The organism is Sphingomonas sp. CCH21-G11 (assembly GCF_001555965.1).
In the GTDB taxonomy this organism is placed as follows: Bacteria; Pseudomonadota; Alphaproteobacteria; order Sphingomonadales; family Sphingomonadaceae; genus Sphingomonas.
In genome coordinates, this window is record NZ_LSHX01000053.1 from 1 (window position 1) to 26,881 (window position 26,881).

A 26,881-nucleotide genomic window follows, 5' to 3' on the forward strand; every position below is an offset into this window, starting at 1 on the left:
CTCCTTGCCGGCCGTCCTAACCAATTGGCTTGGGTTTGTCAAATACGTAATCGCCAAACCGAAAGCGGTAAATTCAACTTCGCCACCGTGTCTCCGCGTCGCTCACGCGGCGCTGGCTTCGCGCAGAAACCCCGTTTTTGGATCCGGGCACCCGACGGGCACGTCCGCACGTGTTTCCGCAAGCCGCTTCAGGTCGGAATGCGCGCCCGTCGCCTTCGTGCGCGCCTCCGCCAGTTTGACCTGCATCTCGATCAGGCGCTGCAACGGGCGCTGGCCATCACATGCGTTGATGTCCAGATCGATGCGGATTGCCGCGACATCCGCCAGCAAGGCCCCGCTTGTTCCGATCAGCCGATCAAGCTGATCTTCCACCTCGTGAATGGCTCTGCTGATCCGCAAAGCCGTTGCATCCACCTTTCTCATCACGCCCCCTTCTGCGCAATCGCGCTGCCTCCAGAAGTGAGATCGCTATGGGTCAGGTGAGCATTCGGGCCACCACGGCTATGGCGACTGCCGCGATCATCAGCAGCCCGACGAGCGCCGCCAGGCCAACGACCGCATAAAGCCGACCCATCGGGCCAAACCTGACATCATAGGTCTCGAGAAATGTCGGCGTCGTGATCCCGACTTCGAAGTCGCCACTTCCGACGTCCGCGAGAAAGAACCGTTGGGACGCCGCCATTTCCTGATGCGGAGTTACGGGCAGAAGGGATGAAACTTCCACTGTGTCCAATCCACATGTGGTAGGATCACAGGTGTCGGAAAGGGCCAGGAACGCCCGGGCTGCCGAGCGACGGTCGGGCGCGCCCAGCTTGTCGCGCGCGGATTTCAATCGCTCTTCGACTGCCCGGCAGCTGATATCCAGTTCCCGGGCGATTTCCTTGTTGGTGAACTGCCGTGCGACGAAATGCAGGACTTCGACCTCCTTCGTGGAAAGAGGCGAGGAAACCCCTCGAGAAGAAGCGCCATTCATCACCCCTTAACTGCTATGCCAGAATCGCGACGGGGTCGAGTGGGGCTGGCGATGTCCGCCGCCGCGCGAGGCCCGGTCGTCGCCGGGCGACGCGGTGAATTTCCGCATCGCAGAGCGACCGTGACGACCATATCGTGCCGCAGCGCATGTGGATATGAGCCTCGGTTGGCATTGGCATTGATCGCCCAGCAAAGTGGCCCTTGTCCGGTTAAGGTCAGTCCGGTTGGGGCTGTCATCCGACGACAGTTACGGCGCGCACGATCGGTGATCCGCAGGGCGGCCCTGCAGGCCAGCGTTTACGGCCAGCGTTGCATTGGTGGTTGGCTCGACCACGAACGTCACCCGACCAAGCAGTTCTTTCGTGACCGGTAGCACTCCTGGAGCGTCACTGCCCGCTACGACCAACGCGCCGCAGGCTTCCCTTCAATGACCCAGAGCACTGATACGGTCACATGGGATGACGTTGGCGATCAAGCTGGGCGTTACTGAGCGCCTTAAGCCGCGTTTTGCAGATCGCTCAACTTTTGGAATTCGGCCAGGATTTCGGGGTGATGCTGGGCGAGATGCCGGACCACGCGGACGTTACCGATCAGTCGGTTCACGTATCCAGCAGCCAGCATGAGATCGAGATGGTCTGAGCTATAGGTCTGTTCCACCAGTCGAAACTGCCGATCGACGTTCTCGCCCTCGCGCTGCATGGTCGCGATCTGGTCCTCAGTGAGCCCGGGCATTCTGCGAGGCTTGCCGGCTACAAGTTGATCATCCGGGGTGGAGGCGACGAGGGACCGAGCGTAAGTGACGGCGAAGCGGTTCATGGTAATCATGTTCATTGCGACCTCGACCTGACGCACGGGTTTCAGAAACCGCAGCTCGGTGAACACCTGGATCGGCACATGCCGGTCTTTCAGCAGATCGGCGGCTTCAGGGCAGATGCCGACGAGTAGGTTCCGCTTTGCGCGAATGCTGGAGATATCGACATTGAGCGCGCGGGCCAGTCGTTCTTCCGAGACACCTTTCTTGATCGCATTCAGGATCATCCGATGTTCCTGGATCGTCGCAATCCGGCTTACCCGCTTATTGTATGTGAATGCTTCATCGTCGGTGGCAATCAGGCAGACAACCTCGGTTTCTCCACGGTCGCGCAGGATCTCGATACGTAGGTGACCGTCCAGAAGATGGAATCGGCCGGGGTCACTGGCATCCCTCGCGACCGCTGGCGGTTCAATGATGCCGACTTCGGCGATTGAGGCGGCGATCTGAGCGTATTTGATCGACCTTTTTACGGCCGCCGAGACGACCCTGAGGGGCATCACTGCCTCGATCGGGATGCGAAGGCTCGTTTCTTCGAATGCGAGCCGGACGGGTCTGGGTCGGTTTGTGTTCACGGTTTTGCGCCAGCCTGATCGAGCCGAGCTGCGATGTTCTCGGGCATGTGGGCGAGATTCTCGTCCTCGAGCAGTGCCATGAATTGTTCCGAACGAGTGAGGCGACGCAGCGCTTCGGTGACCAGCAGCAGGCGATCGCGCGCTGCGTTTGCGCGCCGGATCATCGAAAGCTTGCGATCAACCTCTTCCTGATAGGCTCGGATCAGTGATGCCGGAGAAAGTTTAGGCGAGGTGGCGCCGGACTTCTTGATATTATAGCTCAGACGTTTGCCACGTCGACGCCGGTCTTCGATGACGCGTTTCGCGGCGAGGAGCTTGCGGCCACGGAGTATCCCTTTTTCATAGGCCAACTGGAGCGCACGCTGCACATCATGGTCTTCTGCTTCGGCGATATCGACCGCGACGCTGATCGGGATGACGCGGGCTTCCACAGAGCGTAGCAAGCGTTGCTCGCCTTTATCCAGTAGGCGCGCGACTCCGGTGACATATTCAAGCGACAGCCCGGTTTTACGTGCGATTTGAGGCAGGCTGTGGCCACGCTCACGCATGCCTCCGATGTCCTGCAGCAAATCAATGGCATTGTGTTGGCGCCTCGCGCAGTTCTCGACGAGGCTGGCGATTAGACAGTCTTCGGCATCCGCTGAGACGACAAGCGCGGGAACTTCGGTTTGGCCAAGTGCCTGATACGCTTCCAGTCGCCCTTGGCCACAGACCAGGTCATAGAATGGACCGTCCGCTTCTATACGCCGCGTGACCGTGATGGGCCGTTTCAATCCGATCTGCGCGATGTTCTCGACAATTTCTTTGAACACGCGTTTGTTTCGGGTGCGCGGATTGACTACGGTGATCCGGCTGAGCGGGATCCACTCAACCCTTTGGGCGGGTCTGGCCTGTGTCATGCGGCATACCTCCATGCTCGTCGTGTCGCCATGCGATGGAATGCAGACAGATCATCGAACCGGTAGGCGTCGAGCGAGAGCCCGTTGTGCTCGCAAAGGCGCAAGGTGGCCTCGCTTATGTCGAGCCGCGGCAGGAGATAATAATCACGTGCCAATTCGTTGCCGGGATCCATACGCACCGCCACCGTCATGTCTGGCTTGAGGGCGCTGTCGAGCCGAAGCTTCCAGCGTAGCGATCCAGCTGCGGTTTCGACGCAGCGCACGACGACAAGTGAGGCGGTGAACTCGTCATTGACGGTGAGTAGGTCGGTGTCGGGGTTGTGCGCGATCGTGCCGCCCGCTCGCTCGAGCGCCGCAACCGTGTCGGTGACGATCGTGGGATGGAGCGCCCTGAGTTTGCGGTTGATCTCCAGGTAGCGGTAGTTCCTGTCAGGGGCGAACCCGACCAGTTCGTAGGCACGTAGCAAGCCTCCAAACCGGCTTCGGTAGGCGCTGCTAGAGGGTGTGCCTTCGGCTTCGTCGATAATGAGGCCTGAGAGCATACCCCGACTCTCGAAAATCGATGTCAGCATTTCCAGCATTGCTGCGTCGCTGAGCCGTTCGGAGCGTGCGTCGATGATTGCGCGGGCAGCTGCAAACATTGGTCGGCTGATAATAGCCGAGAATGCACCTTCGGCCCTGATCCATTGCTGTTCCTCATTTTGGACATGCTGCTGCTTCAGCTTGAAAGAGGTGCGCGCCCAGACATTGTCGCCGACATATTTTTCATTGATCAACACCTGGTGGATTGTGCCGCGCGTCCATGGGCGGCCTAGGTCCGTGACAAGCTCGCGAGCGTTCAGAAGCTCAGCAATTTCGCGCTCGGTCTTTCGGCATTCGGTGAACAGCCGGTATATTTCGTGCACGATGAAAACTTCATCTGCCGGGCCCGGCACCAGGATAACGCGATCGGTCGCGATGCTTTTGTGCTCACCGCGACCGAGTTCGCCCTTGGGTTCGCCGTTCACATCGACAAGGAGACGGCGCAGCCCATAGCCGGCGGGGCCCCCTTGGCGGTAGCCGCGGCGAATAAGGTTCGCCTGTCCGGCGAACACCTTTACCGACAGTTCGCGACTATACTCGGCTGCCATCGTGCGCTTGACGGTCTTGATGATTGACGAGCTGACGCTGCCGTCGTTGCGGAACTGCTCGCCGCAATATTCCACTTGGATTCCTGCCGCTCTGATACGCAACTCATGGGATGCTGCCTCGTCGGGATCCTGGAATCGGCCCAGACGGCTTACGTCGTAAACGAGCAAAGCCCGAAAGTCGGTGCGGCCCGCCTCGATATCGGCGAGCAGGCGCTTCAGCCCGGAGCGTCCAGCGAGGTTGAGGCCGCTTTTTCCCTCGTCCTGATACGTGCGAACGATTTCGTAGCCATGTTCTTTCGCGTAAGCGCGGATGGCGACGGCCTGGTTATCAGTTGAGTATTGCTGATGTTCTGTGGACATGCGGACATATTCGGCCGCGCGCATGCGAGGCGGGATAGTCGGATTATCCTCCGGTTCGGTTTTCCAATTGATGACCATCTACGGCCTCTCACCGCGAGGCGTGCGCGCCCTTGAGATGCCTTTAGTATAGAAGGGACGGAAGCATGTTTCCGAAAACCGGCAAAGGACTTCAAAAGGCGCTGCCGCGGCTGTCTGAGGCTGCTTACACGGACACTGTCAGTGCGGCACTGCGGGGAGAACTAGGCACAACTGGTGCGGCCGCCAAGACAATCATACGGTGGACAGGCGTTTCGGATCGGACGGCGCGTAATTGGATGCACGGGATTGCTGCGCCCAGCGGGCATCACCTTATGAGTCTGGCGAGGGAGTCGGACGACATGCTGGCGGCAGTGATCGTGATGGCTGCCCGACCCGAGCTGGCGCTGGCGGCCGATCTACATGCTGTCGAAGTCGCACTTGCCAAGGCAAGCGGAGCGTTTGAGGTGCTACGCCGGCAGCGCAGGGCCGGTCATTCGCCATAGCCGGATCGACGTGGATCCTGAGATACCATTGTCATAAAAGTACGAGCTGTTTCATCGAGCTTTCGTTTGCTTGTCTCCATTCAAGAAGCTTCATCATACTTCGGCGACACCAGCCTCCGCCAGATAAGGTGGGAATACCGTGCGCATCGGTGACGGCGTTTACAGACTGCGAAGCTATATCCAGAAAAAGCGCAGCTTCCGTTCGAAACATTCGCTCGCTCGCAATGCTCAGTATCGCGTCCGTGCAGCATGCGAGCTTCTTTCCGCTAGCCCGGAAACTTAGGACGCCGGCTTCGACGAGGTCAACGACATCATCGTGCGTCGCATTCAGGATCTCGCTCGCTTCAAGTTTTGAACAGATTTCGGGCAGCCAGCCCTGATCTAGAGTCCATGCGCGGACTTTGCGCAGGATGCGCAAATCAGCCCTTCCTATCCGAACGCATCCCAGCGCCGAGTGAGTGGTGGCACCATTTGCGAAGCAGGGGATCTCTTTCGCAAGCAGCATTTCGACAATCTGGTCCCATGGCTTTGGCCCTCCACCAACGATCGCAGCGGCAGCGGTAAGCGCAATCGTATGCAGGTGAGGCTGCGGGTCGAGCGCAACCTGCTTCAGTTTTCCGCACAATTCCTCAACCGAGGCTGCAGTGATTCGACCGTTCGGGAAGATCGCGTCGACCGCCGGATTGATGATCTTGTCGAGGTGGCCACTGTCGCTGAGTTGATGAACCCCATAGCCGGGAAGCCCTAGCCGACTTGCGACCGAACTGGTGTTTACGGACCTTTTCAGGTCTCCAATCAAGATTTCAGCGCGCGCGCGATCGAACTTGGGCAGCGAACGGGTCTTTAGCGAGATCCTACTGCCTCCCAGATGATTGTCCGCTTGCAGGACTTTCATGTGGCGAATCTGGAGTGAGGTGCGTTCGAGCAGTTCCTTCTGGAGCATGATCGGGTTGCGCCCTGGTGCGACGACTTGCCGGGCGCTGGCCGTGAGCTCGGGCACCGCGGCAACAAGCAGGCGTCGAATTTCAGGGTTCGGGTTCTTGACGGAATGCCACTTAAGGCGCTGCCAAAGATGCCGGTCATTCTCCAGATTATCGACGGCGTGCGTGACGACCTCTCGTATGCTGTGCGGCCATCCGCGGACAGCGTCGCAACCTCTTGCGATGCGTTCTGCGTTTGCATCGCTGGTCAAGGCCCGCGCGTTCAGCGCCGGTGCGCGGCTGTCCTCAAGTCGATCGATGATCGCCATCAGATAGACAAGGTCGAGTAGGGTCGGATTGTCGAGCACCCTGATTTCATTGGGAAGCTTTTTCAGTGCGCCTTCGGCAACCGCTGGATTGACCGAGACCAGATCGCAGAAATGGCGATAGGTTTCGTGCCACTCTGTCCTCAGCATCTTCCCGGTCGGCTCGATCAGGCGGTTTCCGAAGCGGCAGGAAGGATCGTCGCAGAAGCCGACAGGCTTGGCGTGCGTCCAGCGCAGTGAGCGGCCGCACGAAGGACACTCGTCGATGAGTTCCTCGAAGGTCTCGGGACAATAAGGGAGCCGGCGCAAAAGCCAGGCTTGTCGATGATGAGGGCTGCGCGCGAGGGCCGAGGGAGCGATGCGGCGAACGCGCACTTCCAGATCGCGCTGGCGGATCGTTCTCGCGCCCCAACGAAGGATCGAGCCTACCGCGTCAGCACCGATTCTTTCGCAGACCAGGTTTTGGAGCGTTGAGCGATCGACTCGCAGAAGGCGTGCCAGTTCGCCGATGTTGTCTTTGGTGGCCACAATGAGGGCGTCACCCTGCCTTTGGACATCAATACCGCTGGCTCGAGTTACAATGTGGGTCGAACCCAGGAAATGCTCGGCCGAGCGACGGGTTACGACGCCGAGCAAAGACTCGCCGTCGTGGATCACCCCGGGCCAGCGCAATGGTTTGAGTGTGCCGCCGGGTGGCATGGCGGTGCCGCGGGACATGTCAGGCCTTCCGGTAGTTGTTCGGGATCGCGAAGTTCTGGATCGCGTAATCCAGGTCTTCCTGCTCAACTGCTGCCGCATGACGCAAGGTGGCGTGCTGCAGTGCCTGAGCCGTGATCCGGCTGACGCGGCCGAGATGTCCTTGCGACCATTTGAGCAGGGCATGGAACCCTTTGGCCTGGGTGAGCGCGCCTGGTTCACGAACCAGCCTAAGCCTGATCATTTCACGCTCAAGATCTGCGAGGAAGCCTTTGAACTCCCCCAGTCTCTCTCGATCCGCCGGGTCGAAAGGCTTCAGCTCAAGGACAGCGCCTGCGCGGTTGCCCATCTGGATGTTGGCATCGAACATATCCTTGGAAGTCTCGTCGCCGACCAAAACAAGGGGCGCGATCCCGGTATTGAGAATGCCTTTGAGTAGATTCGACACATCCCTTCGGTCCTTCCGCGCGCCTTTCAGTTCCTGGATCTCGTCGATGATGATCATCTCGACGCCCGCTCTCGAGACGAAGTCCGCTATTCGATGGATGAGGTCTTCGGCTCGACCGACCTCCCAGTTTTCATCACCGAGCAGCCGGCAGATCGTTTGGCATAATGCTTTGGGCGTGGTCACGCTGAGGAGCGATACGTAAAGGATCAGGTACGGGTTGAATTCACCCGTTTGGCGGGCATGGTCCTCGAGGGTCTTGCTGATATAGGCCATGATGCAAGCCGTTTTTCCTGCACTTGAGAGCTGCGACAGGCGTAGCGCTGTCATCGGTTTGCCCCGGCGGTTACGGTTGGAGTATCGAAGAATGTCGCAACGCCGGTGAACCTCCTGATGCGAAGGTGTCGGAATGTAGATGGACTCGAACGCGTCGTTGATGAGGCCGACGCGTTCAGGCAGATTCTCTGGCCAAGGGTCCGTTATTCGGCCGGCCATCACCAAGCTCCTTTGTCTTCGGCATCCAGATCACCCTCGCTAACGCTCGAACCGGAAACCGCTTCGATGGCGTCAAAATCGATGTTCTCGAAATCACGGTCTTCCCAGTCCGAGCTGGTCATGGTTCCGAAATCCTCGAAGTGATCTCCCAAGTCGCGCTCGGCTTCCTCGAACGAGAATCGGGCATCACCTGGAAGGCCGTTATCCTCGCGGACGACGCTTCCAAAGGCGCGGTCGAGGCTGGGGGTTTCGCATTCGGGGGCCGGGTAGGATCGTTTGGACACCCGCCTGACTTCCTTGCTTTCGAACAGGGCGGCGTAACGGCGACGCTGCTGGAAGCTGAGATCCGGGACCAATTCGTTCAGTTCGCGTCGGGTCCGGGCAACCGACGCCATCCGATCGTCCTCGTGCTTGAGCGTTTCGTTGCGTTGTTTGCGGCGGCGTTCAAAGAGCAGATGTGCGCCCATGCTGAGCCGGTGCGTATATTCTGGCTCAGTGCTGTCGAGTCGTACCCATCTTTTCTCGGTTTCATCAAAAACCTTGAATGACGACAGGTCGCCTGGATTGTACCATACCTTGACGGCATAGGCCGCCGACCCGTCTTTTCGGATTTTGATACGATCGGGCTTGAGCGTACGCTTCAGGTTCTTCAGCAGAGCGCGCACATAATGTTTGTGGCGCCATCGCAGGCCGAACTTTCTGACGCCGTTGCGATCGAGCACGGCCTGGGTGATCACCCCGATATGGTGCTCGAGACGCTCCGTGTCATAAAACAGCGACCGCGCATTCTGCTGAGCATCCTGCGCGAGTTGCTCATTTGGGCTCAGCTTGCTGAACTCTGTGGTAACTGAGTTGTTGTGGATCCGAACGGCCTGATCGACCAGATCCTGAAGCTGCGTTATCAAGATAGCATATCTGCCGACATCATAGCCGTGCTCCTCTGCCCGACGCATGTCGACGACTGGCAACGGCTGCTGCCGCAGAAGCGATTTCAATGTTCCGAAAAACCTTTCGATGCGCGCTTTCGCCGTGGGCATGGATGTGGGCGGCAGGGCAATCTCAATGCCGCATTCCGTCAGGCTCGGCAGCACCGACGGGCCCAGCAGGCTCTTTGCGTTGTCGGGAATATAAGTCGCGCATGGCCCATAGGCCAGGTCACGAGATTCCTCGCCGGAAAAGCGATCAGTCACGGTGTCGCGGCTTTCCATCTGGTTGTCATTTGCAGCTGCGCCCCGACGCTGTTCGCTCGCACTGGTGCCACCAACCTTCGGGATAGCTGGTGTTTGATCAGTGGCGTCCGTGGAGGAAGGCGAAGCAACGCTGGCCCCAGTGGAAGTGTTTGTTCTTCTGCTCATCTTGGTTTCCTTTGGTGTTCGCGGTGCCAGGGTCCATGGATCAGCGTGGCGCCGCGTTCGTCATTTTCGGCCGCAATCTGGTGGTTATGCAGCCCAGTCCGTCGGCGGCGCGATGCGGGTTGATGGCGCGAAAGACTCCAGCAGCACTTGCAACGTGGTTTCACGTCGCGGGTCTCCGGCATGCACCAGGCAGCTCAGGATCGCGCCGGACTTTGCGTCCATGATCGCCGTGACCCAAGGTTTGAGGAACGGAAGTCGATTGTCCGCATCGAAGACAATCACGTTGTCGAGGCGGGTTGCGTCGATATAGCCATATTCAAAACAGTAATTGGCCTCGACTGCCTCACCTGCTCCCGAGAAACGTCTTTCGACCTCTTGTTTTCCGTATTTGCTCCGGACGGTATCCTCACATTCGAGCGAGTCGATCCTTGCACAAAATGCAGACCGGCTCATCAGTTTGTGCTTGACTGCACCCGGTTGAAGCTTGCGATTGGCATTTGAGATCCTGATCTTAAGGTCAGCATAGGCGTCCTGCTTTGTTCGCCCTTCGCCGGCCCAATAGGCCAGCACGGCGCTATGGATGATTTCGTCGGTAGCCTTCGGATATGGCGTCGCGCCTGGCTTTCGTCCGCTCTTGTTCGCAAGGTCGGCGATCGTCGCACCTTCCTCGACGTCCCCCATCTTTCGGATCAGGGTGCGTGCGGACGGCCGGTCAATGTCATGGTCATAGTACCCGCCACCGTATTTGCGATCGAGCCAATCGTTGACTGGTCCTGAAGTCCGTGGAACCTTGTCAGCCAACGCCCGGCTCGCGAGGTGCCAGAGCGCTCTTGCACGCGGGTTTGTCTCGAGGACTGCCATCGGGTCGAACAGTTCTGCAAACGCAGATCGGGTAGCCTGGTCGGTTGGCATGGTCATCACCCTTGCTTCGCCGCGGACATGTTTCTGCCTCAGCCAGGCAATATCTGGCTCTTTCTGGCCATCATGAGTGTTCAGGCGGAGAGGTGATCCACCGTGACGATGCGCCAGCCGAAGCTTGTCGCCGTTGATGTCCTCGATCAGCACCTTGCGATCGTTGATGACGAGCCACTGCCCGATCAGCGATTCAAAGGTTCGATCACGTTGAGCCTCCTGCCATTCCGCACATTCTGGAACTTCGCTAGGATCAAGATCGAGAGGTGGATCATCGTGAGGAACCGTGCTCATCGGACGAACCTCCTGTTGATCTTCCGGATATTCGGGGCTGTCGTCGGCATCGGGGCGCGCACTGTGCTTGTGTCACGCAACTCGGTTTGCAGATCGAACCACAGACGACGCGAAGCGAGCAGCGAGAACGCCTTCGCTTTTCCGAGGAGCGGGCAATGGCCGAGAAGAGGGGCGATGTCGCTGAACCTGCTCGCGCCTTGAGCAAGCGCATTCACGACCGCATCTGCCTCTGCTTGGGGAACGACATCGTTTTTGTGGATGCTGCCGTAGGACAGATTGTAGCGAAGCCGACGATTTTCGAGAAACGGACTGGCCGTGACCGGCTTGAAGTCAATGTCTGCACGCGCCAGGATGTCGGCGACATTCACCATAAGGCGAGCAGTGTTCTGCTCCATAAGGTGACTTCCCGACGCCTTGATTTCCCGGGCTTCGAGACGGCCTCCCCTGGCAAGGATTGCATCGAGAGTATAAACTGTCTCTGTACTGCGGCCTTCAGACAGCATGCGGATCTCAAGTCCCTGCATTTCGAAGTCACCAACGTCAGGATCAAGATTCCACCAGACCCTGTATTGGCGTTCCCAATAGCTTTCCTCGCTCGTCATGCGGCGAGTTTTTGGGCTCAACGACGCGAATGTCGGATGGCGTTCATGGTAGGTGGCGAGCTGGCCGTTCGGCCGCGACGAAATCGCCGCGGAAACCCAGTCGGGGCGCGGCGGCTCGGGATCGTTGTCATTGGCCGCCACGAGCTCACTCACCGTAGGATGATAGTGGTTCCTCGAGAGTCGTGACCCGCGCGGGTATTCAGGTAGCGTAAGCAAAGGATCCCTGAGCTCTAGTCTGAAATCTTCAACCATGTTGCCTTTCCTGTGCTATATGGAAACGGACAAATAGGATAATTCCATCCAGAGTCAACCGATTCTTCCATCGCTATTTGGACCTCGATTGACAACTCGCGATTAACCATGCTTTGTCCGCTCACCTGCATCGGAGCGATCGTTGAAGTTTCCCGAAGAATTGTTTCAGCCCACAGCGACGAATGAGCAGCGTGCCGCGTGGGAAACGCTCGACACGGTTGCTCGACGGGCAACGTTCAAGCGTCTTTCCGCAATCATTCGGTGGGACAAGCCGAGCGGCGGCATCACCGCCGCAGAGGCGGCACGCACCGCCGGCGTCGGGTTAAGCCGCTTCTACAAGATGGCGGCGGACTGGAAGGATACCGGCGACCTGGAGGTGCTTGGCACGATCAAGGCGCGAGCAGGACGCCGGGCATCCAAACTCGACGGCGAAGTTGTGAACGCCCTTCAGGCCGTTGTCGCGCGGGTCGTCTCACGCAACGATGGCGCGAGCGTATCGCACCTCGTTCGCGAGATGATCGACGAGTCTGGTATTCTCGAACGAAAACCTCGCAGTTCGCTGCCCTCGAAAATGAAGCTGCGGGAGATTGTTGAAGCCGAGCTTCGACGCAGCAGGGCGCTGACCGAGGCTGGCCACCAGATTGCCTTCGACTGTTGCGCCATCACGTGGGCATATTCTCCGGCGTCGCCCTTTTGCCTCTTCCTCGTCATCGATCGCGGCACGCGCGCCATCCTTGGCCACCACCTTGGTGTTTTCGATGACGATATCCTCGGGCATGCGGCTGCTGCGGCCAATGCGTTGGAGGCACTCGATCGCCTCAACCTGCAATGGGCTCGAACGATGATGGGGATCCAGATTGTTATTGGTGCCGACGGAGCCAGATATGCTGCCCTGGTTGACGCTATGGAAAAGGATCTCGGCATTTCAGCCAAGACCGCGTCTACGGCAGGTCGGTTTGGCAGATATGTCAAGCAGACCATCGGACCGCGCATGGGCCAGGTCGTATTTGCACCGGGTTCGACCATATCCGGCAGCCCGCCTCCACTGGTCAACGGTCAGGTGGATGTGCGACCGCGCCACTGGGTTGCAGATGCCGTTGCAAGCGCGATCAAGGGCTACAATGCGAGCGAAGTTCCTCATGTCGAGGCGACCAATGGCGGGCAGAAACTTCAGCCACCCGCCACGCTTGTGGAAGTGTTGCAACGCATTTCAAGATCAGGACCCAAGATCAACCTTTGAATCTGCTCTGCATGTCCGCGTTGTGGGTGGCGATTGCGTGCAGGATGACGGCCTGGGCCTCTTCTGGTGAAAGTGGGGAGTTCAGCCGTCCCCACAACCGTCTCGCAAGCTTATCATCGGCATTCGGATATGGTCTGTGGAAGACATTGATGCCGCCGATCCTGCTCCCGATCAGCACCGGACCGCTTCGAGCCTTTTTTGCGGCAAGCAGGGCCAACGAGGTTTTTTTCGAAAGAGCCCTTAGCTTTCTGGTGGGGATGAAAACCGACTGAACGCTCAGGTCGTTTCCTTCGGCACTCAGCGCGTCAAGGCAGGTTTTAAAATCGCTTGGCATTCCAATCCCGATTTGCGGGCAGATGATTTCCTTGGTTGGCAGCTTGATAGCCGCTGTGATCCAGGGGGACTGAATCCCTGCCGGCGTGTCGACTGGAACCTGAAACCTGCACTGAAAGAGCGCGAGGCCATTCTCGTGGACCTCTTCCGACGTTTTTGCTCGCGCCTTCATGATACGGTAGTGGATTGCAGCGGATGATGGCGGATCAAGGTCTCGATCCGCACAAGCCCAACGAAATTCGCGTTCAATGCTGGTCGCTGGCGTCGACGCTCCCATCCGCGCGATCGTCGCTTCCAGAAGATCGACGACTGCCTTCGAAAGCTTTGGCTTTCGATCTGCCTTGACTGTGGCGCCCTGGATCGTCGTCACATCCGGAAGGGTGCGCCACGCCTTGGCCATTTGTGTGAAGCGACTGAGGCCTAGACCCATCGCGTCCGCAAAGCGTTTTGCATCTGCCGCAGTCGGCTTTTCAATCGAGCAGTATTGCTGCAGAATTGCTTTGCGCCGCAGCACCGCAGACATGCGGATTGGCTCGATATGGTGGTCAAGAGACATTGTAGTTTTTCCTTTCTTTGGGTGAAGCACGAACGTCAGCGAACAGGCTGACTTGAACGCAAATTCCCACGGCTGCCGATGGCGGCCGACGCGGATCAATTTGAGCTGAGAAAGGGGCTGGAACCCGCTCAAGTAGGCTACAGCCGTCCAAATATCGCCGGCTTACGGTCCGAGGGACCTCCGGGAACAGCAGGCTGGTTACAAACGCGGCCTGGCCGGCACATCTGGCTTCGACGTAGCTTGGACGGCTTTAGTTGGCCGCTCGCGGCGCACGCCGTCTGCCGTTTTGATTTATATCCAAAATGGACTAATCGCTAAGTCGACAGGGATAGGGTCCCGACTTTGCGAAGAGGATAAAAATGACGGAGAACACAGTGCTGAATCCGGTGGAGCTTGCAACCGAGCTCACCATTGCTTGGCTTGGCAATCAGAATAACCGGATTGCGGCGGACGAAGTGCCAGCTTTTCTCCGCACGATGCATGCAACGCTGAATGAACTCGCCAGCGGTCAAACGGTCGTCGCAGAACAGGACCAAGGCCCTGACGCACCAGAATATCCGCCTGCGGTGTCGGTACGAAAATCGTTGGCGTCGAAGGACGTGATCATCTCGATGATCGACGGCAAACCTTACAAGACGCTTCGCCGGCATCTTTCCACTCACGGAATGACGCCTGACGAATATCGCCAGCGCTACAACTTACGTCCGGATTATCCGATGGTCGCTGAATCCTATTCGGAACAGCGGCGAGCGATGGCGAAGAAGATTGGGCTTGGATCACGCGGTCGCGGGGCTAAGGCCGCGGAAGCCCCACCGACTCCTCCGACCCCCAGGCGCCGGGTCGCAAAGCAGAGCTGAACGTCGATCTGTCGCAACCGTGATCAGTGCATGACCAGCGTGCAGGGCATCCCGGGTCGCATACTCCGTTAGCAAGGCGGGCCGCGCCAGTACCGTCGCCAAAGTGCGACGGTGCCGGTCGCCAGCATCGCACAGGAAAGATCACCGCGACGTGACGAGTTGCAGCGAGCGGCGGTGCGCGCACCACCGGCGCTGCCGTAAGATCGACATTGCAGCCGCGGACCACGTACCAGCGCATGGCCCTCTGGCGACTGTCCAGTCTGCCGCCCGACCAGCCGCACCAGAGCTGCTCGTGCATCTTCGGCGTTTGCACGCGGGCAGGGATGACCCGGCCTGCACTGGCCATCGCTTTCCCGCGCAGCGATGCCGACTAAGCGGATTCTCGGCCCTTCGCGACACCAGATGGGACCGTCGCCATCCCAGACACGTACCGGTGTGCAGGTGAAACTGGTGCCGAGGGGTACAAACATGCCGGTGGCAAATGCGAGGAAAATGGCGATCACCAGATCAGCGTCCTGATGCCGCCCCACAGCCCGTAGAGAAAGCCCCCAACGACAAGTCCGGAAACTGCCCAGTATTCGAGAGCTATTGCCCGCTCCCGCAGCCGGCGCCGGTCATGATCGGAATCCATGACCCGACCATGCCTAAATCAGGTCCTGTAGGACAGCCTGATTGGTCGAGCCGACCGACATCAGTTGCGCCGGATACGTTGCTGCAAGCGCTTGCGCATCAGCTCAAACTGACCGGAAGCCGGCCAGTGAGCTGCCGGGCAGCCTCTGGAAAATCTGCCAGTCGGCAAAGCGCCTCAATCTCAGTCGTTCGTCGGACCGGCGCTCAATCCCGAAAGCCGCCATCTCTAACTCAACAACGTTAGCGACGGCTCATCCCGCGTATAGTGTCTACCAACGGTGTAAGCATCGGAGTCAAGTTCTGGAGTTAACATAGCAGTAGCAAATATGATCTGATGATCGACTTTGGCATTCTGCGAAACACGCAATATCTGCTTTTGAAAGTTCTTGCTTCGAATCGCCTCGACCCCCATGTTCTCTAGCGTGTCTATCATGCAGAAGCGTGGATCGCGCATGAACTCGAGCTTTGTCGCGGCCGAGAGCAGCGCCAGCGCGAAGCTGCTCTTGAGGATCGCGCGGGAACTCGCTGAGAAGTAGCGTTGTTCGTTGACGCTGATCGAGTTCTCGCGGAAGCTGAAATTGACGCGTTGCGGGTTTTCGAAGATATCCTGTCGACGCAGATCGTTGATCAGGAGTTCCTTGACCTCCTCGGCGACCACCGCACTGGCTCGGGCAATTCTATCGGACTGTTGACGATGGAGCGCTTCGTTCTCGCCTTGTAGGCTTGTTATCTGCTGCTGCAGGGCGGCGCGGAGTTCTGACAGTTCGCGAAGCCGGTTAGCAAGTTGCTCCATACGCGCGAGATCCTCCAAGGCGCGTTGAACATATCCTGCTTTTCGATTGAGGTCGCGCACGAGCAGCTGTTGTTCCGTGGTGGCAATGCGTCGCAGGCTATCCAAACGGGCCCTGGCTTTCTCCCAGCGCTCGCGAAGCTGGGCGATGCGTTGATCGAGCAGGCCCACCTTCTCCTGCCTTCCCCGCTGAAGGTGGACGGACTGATCGAGCTGCAGCGCCGTCTCGTTGATAAGCCCTGTGATGCGGCCGCGTTCGTGGCCGTCGTCATATGGGGATTTGCAGAGATAGCAGGCGTGTTCGTGCCCAGTTTCCTGTGTGGGAGCATGACATGCAGGGCATTCGCCGTATCGTACCTCGCCCATGACCTCCGCGACGGTCGAGGAATCGCGAAGAGCGCGGAGCTTGTGCTGCAAGCTGGCGATGAATCGATCCGAGTCGACGATTTTGAGTGTGAGATTGTCGCGCTCGGCCTGAGCCCTGCCCAACTCGCCCTGCAGATCGACTACCTCACTATAAGCCGAATCCTGCCCACGCAGCGTGGTGGTTGTGGAATTGGGTTGGTCGCGCATCTGCCGCTCGGCTGACTGCAAAGCTTCCCCGATCGACTTCGCTTCCGCCTCCAACTTCGTGCGCTGGATCCCGATCCACTCGTACGTGAATCCCTGCTCTGCCGCCCCGGCAACTGCGAGCAGGCTGCGGTAGGCACCTGTAGCCTGATCCAATTCCTTGCCGAGACGACGGATATCCTGTTCGTTCTCGTAGTATTGCGCCGAGTGTGCGCCGAACAGGAGCCGCCCGACGGCGTCTCGTAGGCCGGCATCGTCGAAGGCGCCTTGGAATTTAAAGAGGTTCCCCACTGGGCTGAGCTGGTCGGCATAGAGCAGACGCAGAAGCTGGTTGATCGTGATGTTGCCGGAGGTTTCATTGGCCACTTCCGGCATGTTCATAAGCCTGAAGAGGACTTGGGAGAAGCTCTCGCGCTTGTCCGATCGGATGTAGCCAAGCCTCAGCCAGAGCGATGGCGGTGATCGCAACGCTTCGTCGATCTCTCCGGCGAAGATGTCCATGGGCGGCCGTGGCTTGTCGGTCACGTCGCGCGCCAATGTCGCGACGTTGCCGTTCAGGCGAACCTGCAGATACACCCGCGAGCACCGGAGTGCCGCCTCGCTCCAGTCCTGAAGATCCCCGCCCAACCCATAGAACACGAAGTTCAGGATCGTCGATTTGCCCGACGAGTTGTCACCGCGGATGACGTTCACGCCGCTGTGGAATGCCTCGTCGTAAGCGGTGTGGCCGTCCTTCTCCACGACCATGCGCTCGACGATTAGTGTCGGCTCATACAACATCGTATTTGTATTCCATCAAACCGCTACGGCGCTTCAACCCGTCCTCGCCGAGGAAGGCGTATTCACCAGCGAGCGTCCGCAAAGTGGAGACAAGATCTCCATGTTCTTCGATGAAGGCGGCCGTGCGTTCGGCAAGCTCGGGTGGCGCTCTCTCATCGCCCAGCCGGATCGCGTCGCGGGCGTAGTCCTCGCGATCAATCATGTCATGAGCGGCAAGAGTGTCCATCGCCAAGATCTGCATCGGTGCCATGCGCAAAAACAGCGCGGTATCGTCCGGGACCCCTCCGTAAGGCTGCGTGTACCCGTACGCCCTGCCGACTCTCTTCAGCCCGGTCTGACCCTGTTTGAAGATGAAGTCTTTTAAACGGAATGGAAACACCATATAGAAGTCTAAAATGCGGAACTTGCCTGCTTCTATTGGATAGTTCTCGGGAAACGCTGCCAGAAGGCAGGACATCCTGAAGAGAGCGTGGAACCGGTCCAATGCTGGTTGGTAGCTGATCATCTCAGTGCCATCGAATAAAGCATTGTTCGGCAAGCCAATACAGCATGCCCATCGCGCTCACGTGATCGATCTGCAGGACGCTGACCGCGCATTCATCCACCATCGGCGTTACAATCTCACGGTTGACTAGACGATTAACCTCTACGACAGAAAGTGAGCCGATCTCGGGCATAACCTCGGTGTTAAAAGTGTGTTCCGCGCGCGCCAAAAGGTAAACGAAGATTTCTTGGGCCGAGTAATACAACGACCAGGTTTCGAGCAACTTCGCAAACTCCTCCTTTTGCTCAAGCGCGACCTCTATTTCGATATCTCGCCCGCTTCGTTCAAGTTTGGCGATCAATCCGATGACACCATCACGCACCACGCCGCCGTGATAGCGCTGCAACCGGGTGATCGTCTCCGAGATGCGAATGTCCTGATCCATCTCGTGTTCGAGCTTGGTGAGCAGCTTTTCGATGATTGTCGCCGCCCGCGGGAGTTGAATGTTGAATTGCTTCTCGATCTTGGTGGCGTGACTTTCGACGATGTCCCCGGTGACCTTCTGGCCGTTGACTTTGTCGCCAGCGACCTGATCGCCCTGCACCTTCGAACCCGACTGGTCCACTTCGGATGAAGTCACGGGAAGGGAGGGAGCCGTCCCGGGGACTTCGCCTGCCACGGGCTCGGTGAAGCGCGCCAAATCACTGATCCGGCGGGACACCAGGCTACCCGCACCGCGCTCGTCGACGGGCGGATTGCTCTTTTTCGGCGTGACCGGGACCAGGCTGGTTCCGGGTTTCCTGTCGGTCATCGATGCGTCTTGTTCCCGCCGACTTGGTCACCGCCGACTTTGGATCCGCTCTGGTCGAGTACGCCGCCGTGACCGCTGACCGTATTGGAGCGTGTAAACTTCAAGGTGATAAGCGATCCGCCAAGCGCACCCACGACCGCACCACCGATCGCCGACCAAATCTCTGAAGCGTGCGCCGCCAGCATCCCCAAGCCCCCCCCTGAATTAGACTATTCGACGCGGTTCTGCCCAGATTTAGCGCGACCATGCAAGACGCGAATGACGCGGCCTGAACGTGATCGCAGTATTGCTGCATTCCGCGTCGAATCTACTGTACGCCGATGAGGCTGATGGCTTGTGCTTAGAATTTGTCACTTTGCATACGCCCTCGGCAGTCAATGGAGGCTAGCGACGGTGCGCGCGGCCATCACGGCTGAGGGCTTGAAGTTCCTCATCGGTCATTACTTCGGCACTCGATGGTGTAGCGGCGGCCCCGGGGCGCATGGCTCCGCCGACGCCATGTTCGACGGCCAATCGCCTGGAAGAGCAGACGCCCGAAAGTCCGCTTTACAGATCGGGCTGTCCGAAGCGGTCATGTCAGCATCCGGCCCAATTCCGGCCGGTTCAGGACCCCCAACCCTCCAATGGCAGCTACTGGGCCGTAAGGCGACTGACTACTTTAGGGCGAAGAACGTTGAAAGCCGCCGGTCGATCACGGAAAACAAGTTCGCAAGTTCAGAAGTCGCTTCGCGATAAAGTCTGTTGCCTGTATGATTTTCGATCAATCGCGTCGGATACCTGACGCGAGTGGGGTGATGAGACTAATGTCAATGAGCATAGAAGCGCTGCGGATGGCGCCGGCGGATTTGCCGGCGACGCTGCGCGAAGTGGTCGAGTATCGCAAGTCGGGTCTGAGCCTCAACCATGTGGTCGGCTGTCCGCTCGACTGCGCCTATTGCGTTCGGCACCTGTTCGACAACTACGACATGAAGAGGCCCCACCTCGTCATGGACGACGAAGCCGCGGTCGTCGCCCTAACCCAACACTGGGCGTTCCGACCGCATCGAACCCCGATCCAGATCTTCAACAGGGCGACCGATCCCTTCCTGCCGCGCGTGAAGGAGCATCTCCATAGAACGCTCGAGCTTCTCGACGCCCAAGGCCTGACCAACCCCGTGCTGGTCATCAGCCGGTGGCGGGTCGATCGCGAGGACGTCGAGCGCATGGAGCGCCTTTCCAGCCTCAAGCTGACCGTTCTCGTCACCTGGTCGGGCATCGACGACGATCGCATCGAGCCGATAAACGGCGCCGTCGCGGAGAGGTCGCTCGCGACGCTCGCCGCCCACACAGTCAGGACGAAGCGAATCTTCTACTGGCGTCCGATCATCGCCGGCATCAACGATGGCCATGAAGTGATCGGACGGGCCCGTAAGCTCGCCCGGCTTGCCGATGCCACTGTATTTACCGGCCTCTTCCACCGGGACCAGATCAGGGCGCACATGCGTTCGATCGGTGTGCCCGACCTCTACGACAGCGCCCCCCGGCGCAAGATCATGCCGCGCCTCGTCGAGCGAAACATCCTCGACGCGTTCAGCGATCAGCCGATCTTCCGGAAGACGTCGTGCGCCGTCGCCTATGCGCACGGCATCGCCGACTACAATGGCCACCTCGGAATCGAGAGCATCTGCGACATCTGTCCGGCGGGACAGGTCGACATCTGCGCGGCCGCACACGCAGAGCCGTCACGAGAGCTGATCGCCGCTCTGGCGGGCGAAGCCGGGCTCGCGACCGGAACGATCGAGATCGCTAACGGGCGCATCCTCGTCGACGATAGCACCGAGCAGCAGCGCTACTTCATCCAGCACGCCACCGGCTTCCAAGTACACGACAGGTTGCACCCGCACCTGCCGGGGCGGCATGGACGCGCCGAGGAAGGATGGGAATGAACCAGCGCATGTGGGCGGTAGACGTAGAGGGCAGCGGCGGATCGCCGCCCGAAATCGTCGAACTTGCCATCGTCGAGATGGAGGGGCTGCAGCTGACCGGCCGCCACAAGCACTGGCGGTTCAAGCCGAAGGGCGGGATCACCCCCATCGTGTCGCGGATCCACGGGATCTGGGAGCGCCACGTCGCTGACGCACCCGAGATCGAAGACGTCATCGACGACGTTCTAGAATGGCTGGAGGATGCCCCGATCGTCGGACACAACGTCCGCGTCGAACTCGAGATCATCGGACGAGCGATGGAGGACTGGAAACCTCCCGCCGCCTTCGACACGCTCCGCATCGCGCGCCGGCTGCTGCCCAACGAGAAGAAGCACGGCCTGGAGCACCTCGGAAGCACGCTCGGTCTGCTCGACGCGGCAGGCGCCGCAACGGGTGGAGGCTCCCACTCCGCCCCGTTCGACGCAGCCCTCTCAGCAATCCTGCTCGAACATCTCCTCGCACCGCTATCCGAGGCCGAGCGCCAGGCCGTCCTAGATGACGCCGACATCCTCCGCGTCCAGCAGGGCTCGCTCCTGTGACGTCCCGTCCATGCAAGATCGCTGTCGCCGGCACGCACTCGACGGGAAAGACGACCTTCCTGCGCCAGCTTGAGGACGAACTCGCCCGCCGGGAATTCTCGCCCCGATACGTCCACGACAGCGCGGTCAACGCCCGTGACCTCGGCTTTCCCATCCTCAGGGATCATACATTCGAAAGCACCGCATGGATCATGGCAGAGGCGATCCGGCTAGAGACGGTGGCCTCACTCTCCGCCGACGTCATCCTCGTCGACAGGCCGGTGCCTGACGCGCTGGGCTATCTCGTTGCCGCGCTCGAGGTAACCGGCCGAAGCCTGACGCCCGGACGCCTGGAGCGACTTGAGGCCATCTGTAGAGGCTGGATGGGCGAGTACGACCTCACGTTCGTGACTCAGCTGGACCAGGACATCCCCATAGGCCCCGGCCGCGATGACGATCACGAGTTCCGCATCGCGGCAGGCGTCGCCGTTTCCCGCATCCTGAGCCGGGTCGCACCGCACGCCAAGGTGCTCGGGGCAAACGATGCAGATGACGCCCTCGCGCTCGCGATATCGTTCGCCGAACGGCACCGGAGCGGCGCTTGAATCTGTACATCAAAGGCGCCGACGTGGCCGCATCCGCAGCCGGCCCTGCCAGGATTGGCCTGGGCTGCATGGCACTCACCGGCATCTACGGCGCCATTGACGGGGATGTGGCTCAGGCCACCATCCACGCTGCGCTCGATCTGGGCATACAGATCTTCGACACCGCGGCCCTCTATGCCGACGGTACCAATGAGGAGCTACTGGGACGAACGATCGGAGACCGCGACGATGTCTTCGTCGTCACGAAATTCGGACTATTTGCCGGCGGCAATGGCACCCTTGTCCGCGACAGCAGCACGGCAGCGATGCGCGCATCCGTGGACGCATCGCTGCAGAGACTTCGCAAGGAGCGGATCGACCTGCTTCTCCAGCATCGACCGGATCCGAGGACAGATGATGCAGTCGTCGCTGGTGTAGCAACCGATCTAATGCGCGAAGGCAAGATCGCCGCATTCGGTCTCTCGGGAAGCGCGCCGGAGCGCGCGGAGGAGTTCGGACGGACCATTCCCGTGGCGGCGATGCAGAACGAACTCTCCTTGGCGAATCCGGAGCGGCAGAACGAGCCCGCGATCCTCGATCAAGCCGGTGCAATGTTCATGGCGTATGCACCACTGGGACGGGGGCTGCTCACCGGCAGGTCCAGAAACGTCTTGGTGCCGGGCGACCTGCGCGAACGGATGCCCCAGTTCCAAGACGATGCCGAGAAGGCGAACTTGGAGCGTCTTGCCGTCGTGGACGAGATCGCCGCGAAGCATGCGACATCGCGGACGGCGGTCGCCCTGGCATGGACACTTCATGTCGGCAATAACGTCGTGCCCATCCCCGGCGCGCGAAGTCCGGAACAGGTCAGGACGGCCATCATGGCCGCCGACTTGGCACTCACCTCAGATGAAACGCTTCGCCTCTCCGCAAGCGCGCAGCAGATAGCACCTTAGCAGCCTGCGATTACGGGCCTTGTCCTGAACAGCGCGCTGCGGCAGCAAGGCGGCATGACCTACGTCGCCGCATCAGGCACTGCACGCATCCAGCATGCCGACACCGGCGAGGTGTTCGAGATCGATGCCGACGAGCTCGACTTTGAGGCGATCGGTGCCGACGAACGGAACATGGGCCCCGAGATCCATCACCAGGCGGATTTGGAGCATCCGGAGCTAGGCAAGTTAACCTGGGGCCTCTGGGAATATCCAGTCGGCATCGAGAACATGACCGAAACCGAGATCGGTCCCCACACCATCTTCGAAGACGTCGACTACGGGCTGCGTCACGAGCCCGACGAGGAGGAGCCACCCGAGGACGACGAGCCGGCTCTTCCGGCTATGCTCAGTCGGCTGCCTGCGCAGATCGATACGCTCGATCACATCCTCGCCCAGTTCACGGACCTGCAGCCTCGGATCGGCCACAACCAGCCACCGGGTGAGCATCGGCTCACCCTCACCGATCTGGATATAAGCGAGATCCGGGCAAGTCTCGACAAACTGCGCGCGCAGACCGCGAGGCCGCACGCGACAACGACCGCAGACCCGGCGACAATCCAATTGGCGCAGACCCGATTGTCGAAGCTGTCCTCCAGGCTCGGCAAATGGGGTAAGATGTCCACCGGCGCTCTGGCGCTCGGTGCCCTCGGAGGTTTGGGAAAGGGCGCTGGCGATCATGTCTGGCAGCAGACGCCAATGCTGCATCATCTCGTCGACGCCATTCGGCACACGCTGACCGTGTGGATCCACGCGCTGATGGCGCTGTTCTGAGCGAGTTCCCAACGACGACGAGGCGGACGTGGTGACGGCTCAGCGCGTGACCCGGTAGCTCTCGTCCGGAACCTGCTTCCTCGGCGCCCAGTCGAGAAAGCGGATCTGACCCGCAGCCTTCAATTCGGCCGCCATCCTTCCGAGCTTCACCTTTCGGACGCCATACTTTGCAAGGATCTGCGGCCACAGCTTACCGTAGGTGATGACGGCGGGGTCGGCCGGCACGATGTCCAGGACCGCAGACACCGCCCCCGCCTCTTGCTTCGCCATCCACCGGGCCGCGAATTCGTTGCCGTCCAGGGAGGGACCGAACATGTCCGTCGTGCCGAAGGCCTCGTCGCGCCTGCTGGTCTGCAACGCCGCACGCACCACGTCCTGCGCCCTCAGGGCATCGTGCTGGCAGTCCCGGAACACTTCGACGCCCTTGGTACTGCGCGTCGCGTAGATCAGCGAATAGTAGGTCCTGTCCTTCAGAGGGAATAGGACCGGCGTCTCCATGACGTAGGGGAAGTTGCCTAGGCCACCGATGACCTCGTTGATGCACGAGACGAGGATCTCCTTGCGCGCCTCCGCGGCGCCCTCGCCGTCGACCGCCACCGCCCCGAGGCGTCCCTTCCAGTCAGTCCCCGGCATGAGGGCGTCGAGACTGGTCTGGATCGCCGGGCTGCTCATCGAGGCCGACCAGTTGATCATCGTGAACATGAAGTTGAACACGACCTCGGAATTCGGGCGACGCAGTAGTGGAGCGACCGCCTCCATGTCGATCTTCCAACCCTTGGGATCCATCAGCACGAACGAGAATGCTCGCTGCGGGATGGCGCGGAGAAGCTCGGGAATCGCCTGGACGAAATCGCTGTTGAAGGTCTTGATCGCGATGTCGGGATAGAGTGGGATGATTTCCTGAAGGCGCGCATACGCCGCCGAATCCCGTTCGACGAGCAGCGCCGTCGTGCGCACGTCGGTGCGGCCGAGCTTGGCCCACGCCTCCTTCGCCCGCCGAAGGGCGTCCAGCGCGATACCGAACGACGTGTCCTCGAAGTTCTCGCCCTGATCCTTCCAAGGCCCCGAGAAGCCGTCGACGTAGACGACCTCCTGGTATGCGCTGGCCACTTTGAAGACGAGCCGCTCGACATAGTCGGCGAGGAAGTGGTGCTTGACGTATGCCTGCTCGCGGCCAGCGTAGTTGGCAAGATCGGGCCTCATCAGGCTGCCCGCGACGCGATAGCGACCGGAAGCTCATTCCACTCCCGCCCGTCGAGATCGCGCCCGCCCGTCTTCGGGCGAATCCCGCCCCACTGCTTGAAGAAGAAGGCGACACCCTGCGCAGCGCACATGTCACGGATCTCGCGCGCCCACTCGATCGCCATCGGACGGGCGCCGGGACCGCTCTCGCCGCCCGCGATGACCCAGTGGATGCCCGACAGATCGACCTGCCCGACCGAGCCGATCAGCGGCTCGACGGAAAGGAAGCGAACGCCCGCGGGCGCTTGCCGGAGATGCTCGATGCGCGCCCGAGAACGCGAATCCTCTACCGACACTCCGAGCCAGATGTGGGCTGGCGGCGCCAAGTCGCGATAGCGACGCTTCAGATAGTCGCGCATCACCGAGCTGCGCTTGGTCAGCACCTGGAAGACGTGCCAGTCCGCCTTCTCCATCGTATCAAAGACACTGTCGATGAAGGTGCGCGGCACCTTCTTGTGGAATAGGTCGCTCATCGAGTTCACGAAGATCATCCGCGACCGCTTCCATGCCAGCGGCTGCCCCAGTCTCTCCGGACGGAGCGTGAGGTCGAACCCGTTCTCGAATGGATGTCCGGGCACGCCGCGCCAGCGTTCGGAGAACCTTTCCGCATAGCAGTTGTCGCAGCCGGCCGTGATCTTCGTGCAACCCGTGACCGGGTTCCACGTCGCATCCGTCCACTCTATCGCGCTGCCATCCGCCATCGTCACCAGCCCCGATCTAGAACGAATCATGAATCTCGCATATCACGATTCGCCGCGCAACGGATTTGCGTCCTGATCAACCGAAAAAATCCAGCAAGCAGACTGGCTTCCGGCTGGACAGGCGAATCAAATGCAACTCATATCCTACAACCAATGGGGTAGTCCCGCGGGGGTAATCGACAGATGGCGAACGGGCTCGGCTACGACTGGATCCTTGGCGGCGAGCTTCCGACGCTCGGCCGGCATAGTGTCGCGAAGCACGAGATCTTCGAACGCTATGTCGAGGCATACATCAGGACGCTAACGAAGAGCCACCTTACCCGCGCTCTGAACCTGACCATAGTCGACGGCTTTTGCGGCGGCGGCCGATATACTCTCGACGGGGTGGAGGTGGACGGATCACCTCTTCGAATGCTGGCGTCCGTGCAGCGGGTGCAGGCGGAGATCGCCGCCGCGCGTACGCGCGGGATCGCCATCAACGTTGACTTCGTCTTCGTCGACTCCAATCCTAGGCACGTCGAGTTTCTTCACGAACTCCTCCGACAGGAGGGACACAGCGCGCGCATCGGCCGCGACATCCACATCGTCGGCTCGAAGTTTGAGGAGGCTGCCGGCGACATCATCGCACGCATCAAGTCTAAGGGCCGAGCGCACCGCTCGCTCTTCTTCCTCGATCAGTACGGCTGGAGCGCCGTCACCTTCGAGACGATCCGGAAGATCATGGCGCAGCTGCAGAACCCCGAGGTGGTCCTGACCTTCATGGTCGACCATTTGGTCAACCTGCTCAACGACCGCATGATCGACACCGCCGGGCTGGCCGCCATCGACCTCAACCGCAGCGACGTTCGCGACATGCTCGAGATGAAGCAGATGCGCGGCTGGAAGCGTTTCATTCAGAACACGCTCTACGAGCACATCCAGCGCAACACCGGCGCTGATTACTACACCCCCTTCTTCATCCACCCCGATGGCACGTCGAACCGGGACTACTGGCTGCTGCATCTCTCCAAGCATCACCAAGCCCGCGAGGAGATGGGGAAGATCCACTGGATGATGGAGAACACCTTCGAGCACTTCGGCCGGGCCGGCTTCAACTCGCTGGGCTTCGTGCCGGGGCAGGACGTGCGCGCCGATATGCTCGAATTCGGGTTCAACGACAACGCTCGCACCCGTTCCGAAGCGGCGGTCGTTGAGCAGCTGGCCAGGATGCTTCACACCCGGGCGGTCGCGGGCGACGGCCCGCTCACGAAGAAGCTGCTCTTCGCCTCCCACTGCAACGAGGCTCCGGTTGTAGCGAGCATCGTCGATGCTGCGCTCGTAGAGCTCCGTGCCGCAAAGGATGTCGTGATAAAGGCCCCTGACGGCGCATTGCGGCGCTCGGTGAGGCAATTCACTTGGGACGACGAGATATCGCTTTCGCGGCAACCGGGTTTTTTTTCAGTTTTCGATCAGCGGGCCGCCTAGCCGTATCCAAACTCGCGCAAAGACGG

The 26,881-nt window shown here is 60.1% G+C and carries 24 protein-coding genes; 8 read left to right on the forward strand and 16 right to left on the reverse strand.

The genetic code is table 11. From position 1 onward, the window contains the following. Positions 1-102: 102 nt before the first annotated feature. The 10 genes from AX676_RS14350 to AX676_RS14395 all read right to left on the reverse strand — a co-directional run bounded on the left by AX676_RS14350 (position 103) and on the right by AX676_RS14395 (position 11,454). On the reverse strand, positions 103-330 hold the full coding sequence (locus tag AX676_RS14350; protein WP_156441231.1) for a hypothetical protein: 228 nt from the start codon (positions 328-330) through the stop codon (positions 103-105). A gap of 145 nt (positions 331-475) precedes the next feature. Then, positions 476-973, reverse strand: a complete 498-nt coding sequence (locus AX676_RS17505) for a helix-turn-helix domain-containing protein (RefSeq protein WP_082731422.1) — start codon at positions 971-973, stop codon at positions 476-478. Between the two features lie 494 nt (positions 974-1,467). Next, positions 1,468-2,283 (reverse strand): plasmid partitioning protein RepB C-terminal domain-containing protein, encoded by an 816-nt coding sequence (locus AX676_RS14360; RefSeq protein WP_082731036.1) that lies wholly within the window; start codon positions 2,281-2,283, stop codon positions 1,468-1,470. 71 nt (positions 2,284-2,354) lie between these two features. Further along, a complete protein-coding gene (locus AX676_RS14365) occupies positions 2,355-3,257 on the reverse strand; it encodes a plasmid partitioning protein RepB C-terminal domain-containing protein (RefSeq protein WP_066479369.1) in 903 nt (300 codons plus the stop codon). Continuing rightward, positions 3,254-4,825, reverse strand: a complete 1,572-nt coding sequence (locus AX676_RS14370) for a recombinase family protein (protein ID WP_066479371.1) — start codon at positions 4,823-4,825, stop codon at positions 3,254-3,256. Before AX676_RS14370 ends, AX676_RS14365 begins: the two co-directional genes overlap by 4 nt. Before the next feature lie 474 nt (positions 4,826-5,299). Next, positions 5,300-7,231: a hypothetical protein gene (locus tag AX676_RS14375; RefSeq protein WP_066479375.1), complete on the reverse strand. Its 1,932-nt coding sequence runs from the start codon at positions 7,229-7,231 to the stop codon at positions 5,300-5,302. Position 7,232: 1 nt separating this feature from the next. Further along, positions 7,233-8,150 carry an ATP-binding protein gene (locus AX676_RS14380; RefSeq protein WP_082731032.1) on the reverse strand — a complete coding sequence of 306 codons (918 nt, stop codon included), beginning with the start codon at positions 8,148-8,150 and terminating at the stop codon, positions 7,233-7,235. Beyond that, a complete protein-coding gene (locus tag AX676_RS14385) occupies positions 8,150-9,505 on the reverse strand; it encodes a hypothetical protein (protein WP_156437716.1) in 1,356 nt (451 codons plus the stop codon). The genes AX676_RS14380 and AX676_RS14385 overlap by 1 nt, the downstream gene beginning before the upstream one ends. An 84-nt stretch (positions 9,506-9,589) precedes the next feature. Continuing rightward, complete coding sequence (locus tag AX676_RS17915) at positions 9,590-10,711, reverse strand: hypothetical protein (RefSeq protein ID WP_156437717.1); 1,122 nt, start codon at positions 10,709-10,711, stop codon at positions 9,590-9,592. Beyond that, complete coding sequence (locus tag AX676_RS14395) at positions 10,708-11,454, reverse strand: hypothetical protein (protein WP_156444649.1); 747 nt, start codon at positions 11,452-11,454, stop codon at positions 10,708-10,710. Before AX676_RS14395 ends, AX676_RS17915 begins: the two co-directional genes overlap by 4 nt. A gap of 253 nt (positions 11,455-11,707) precedes the next feature. Here AX676_RS14395 and AX676_RS14400 point away from each other — a divergent pair, with 253 nt between their 5' ends. Next, positions 11,708-12,805 carry a hypothetical protein gene (locus AX676_RS14400; RefSeq protein ID WP_066644667.1) on the forward strand — a complete coding sequence of 366 codons (1,098 nt, stop codon included), beginning with the start codon at positions 11,708-11,710 and terminating at the stop codon, positions 12,803-12,805. On the opposite strand, the gene AX676_RS14405 is transcribed toward AX676_RS14400, so the two are convergent. Then, positions 12,795-13,694, reverse strand: coding sequence for a hypothetical protein (locus AX676_RS14405; protein ID WP_066479386.1), 900 nt, complete (start codon positions 13,692-13,694; stop codon positions 12,795-12,797). The genes AX676_RS14400 and AX676_RS14405 overlap by 11 nt on opposite strands. Positions 13,695-14,053: 359 nt before the next feature. Between AX676_RS14405 and AX676_RS17510 the strand changes: the two genes are divergently transcribed. Further along, the gene (locus tag AX676_RS17510; protein ID WP_066760047.1) at positions 14,054-14,551 is read left to right on the forward strand and encodes a MucR family transcriptional regulator; all 498 of its coding nucleotides are present in this window, start codon (positions 14,054-14,056) and stop codon (positions 14,549-14,551) included. Positions 14,552-15,407: 856 nt separating this feature from the next. Here the strand turns inward: AX676_RS17510 and AX676_RS14410 are convergent. The 3 genes from AX676_RS14410 to AX676_RS14420 are packed head-to-tail and all read right to left on the reverse strand — an operon-like array spanning position 15,408 to position 18,616. Next, on the reverse strand, positions 15,408-17,321 hold the full coding sequence (locus AX676_RS14410) for an AAA family ATPase (protein ID WP_066479388.1): 1,914 nt from the start codon (positions 17,319-17,321) through the stop codon (positions 15,408-15,410). Beyond that, the gene (locus AX676_RS14415; protein ID WP_066479390.1) at positions 17,311-17,826 is read right to left on the reverse strand and encodes an ABC-three component system middle component 5; all 516 of its coding nucleotides are present in this window, start codon (positions 17,824-17,826) and stop codon (positions 17,311-17,313) included. Before AX676_RS14415 ends, AX676_RS14410 begins: the two co-directional genes overlap by 11 nt. Position 17,827: 1 nt before the next feature. Continuing rightward, the gene (locus tag AX676_RS14420) at positions 17,828-18,616 is read right to left on the reverse strand and encodes an ABC-three component system protein (RefSeq protein WP_066479391.1); all 789 of its coding nucleotides are present in this window, start codon (positions 18,614-18,616) and stop codon (positions 17,828-17,830) included. 809 nt (positions 18,617-19,425) lie between these two features. Here AX676_RS14420 and AX676_RS14425 point away from each other — a divergent pair. The 5 genes from AX676_RS14425 to AX676_RS14445 are packed head-to-tail and all read left to right on the forward strand — an operon-like array spanning position 19,426 to position 23,448. Continuing rightward, positions 19,426-20,541, forward strand: a complete 1,116-nt coding sequence (locus AX676_RS14425; RefSeq protein ID WP_082731039.1) for a radical SAM protein — start codon at positions 19,426-19,428, stop codon at positions 20,539-20,541. Continuing rightward, positions 20,538-21,119, forward strand: a complete 582-nt coding sequence (locus AX676_RS14430; protein ID WP_066479392.1) for a 3'-5' exonuclease — start codon at positions 20,538-20,540, stop codon at positions 21,117-21,119. Before AX676_RS14425 ends, AX676_RS14430 begins: the two co-directional genes overlap by 4 nt. Further along, on the forward strand, positions 21,116-21,703 hold the full coding sequence (locus tag AX676_RS14435; protein ID WP_082731033.1) for an AAA family ATPase: 588 nt from the start codon (positions 21,116-21,118) through the stop codon (positions 21,701-21,703). Before AX676_RS14430 ends, AX676_RS14435 begins: the two co-directional genes overlap by 4 nt. Then, complete coding sequence (locus AX676_RS14440; RefSeq protein ID WP_066544431.1) at positions 21,700-22,638, forward strand: aldo/keto reductase; 939 nt, start codon at positions 21,700-21,702, stop codon at positions 22,636-22,638. Before AX676_RS14435 ends, AX676_RS14440 begins: the two co-directional genes overlap by 4 nt. Before the next feature lie 54 nt (positions 22,639-22,692). Further along, complete coding sequence (locus AX676_RS14445; protein WP_066479399.1) at positions 22,693-23,448, forward strand: hypothetical protein; 756 nt, start codon at positions 22,693-22,695, stop codon at positions 23,446-23,448. Positions 23,449-23,487: 39 nt separating this feature from the next. Here the strand turns inward: AX676_RS14445 and tcmP are convergent, their stop codons facing one another. Then, positions 23,488-24,651, reverse strand: coding sequence for a three-Cys-motif partner protein TcmP (tcmP, locus tag AX676_RS14450; protein WP_066479405.1), 1,164 nt, complete (start codon positions 24,649-24,651; stop codon positions 23,488-23,490). Continuing rightward, positions 24,651-25,391, reverse strand: a complete 741-nt coding sequence (locus AX676_RS14455) for a DUF5131 family protein (protein WP_066479407.1) — start codon at positions 25,389-25,391, stop codon at positions 24,651-24,653. Before AX676_RS14455 ends, tcmP begins: the two co-directional genes overlap by 1 nt. Positions 25,392-25,574: 183 nt before the next feature. On the opposite strand from AX676_RS14455, the gene AX676_RS14460 reads away from it, so the two are divergent. After that, entirely contained in the window at positions 25,575-26,855 is a 1,281-nt protein-coding gene (locus AX676_RS14460) for a three-Cys-motif partner protein TcmP (RefSeq protein ID WP_066479409.1), read from the forward strand. The last annotated feature ends 26 nt before the right edge of the window (positions 26,856-26,881 follow it).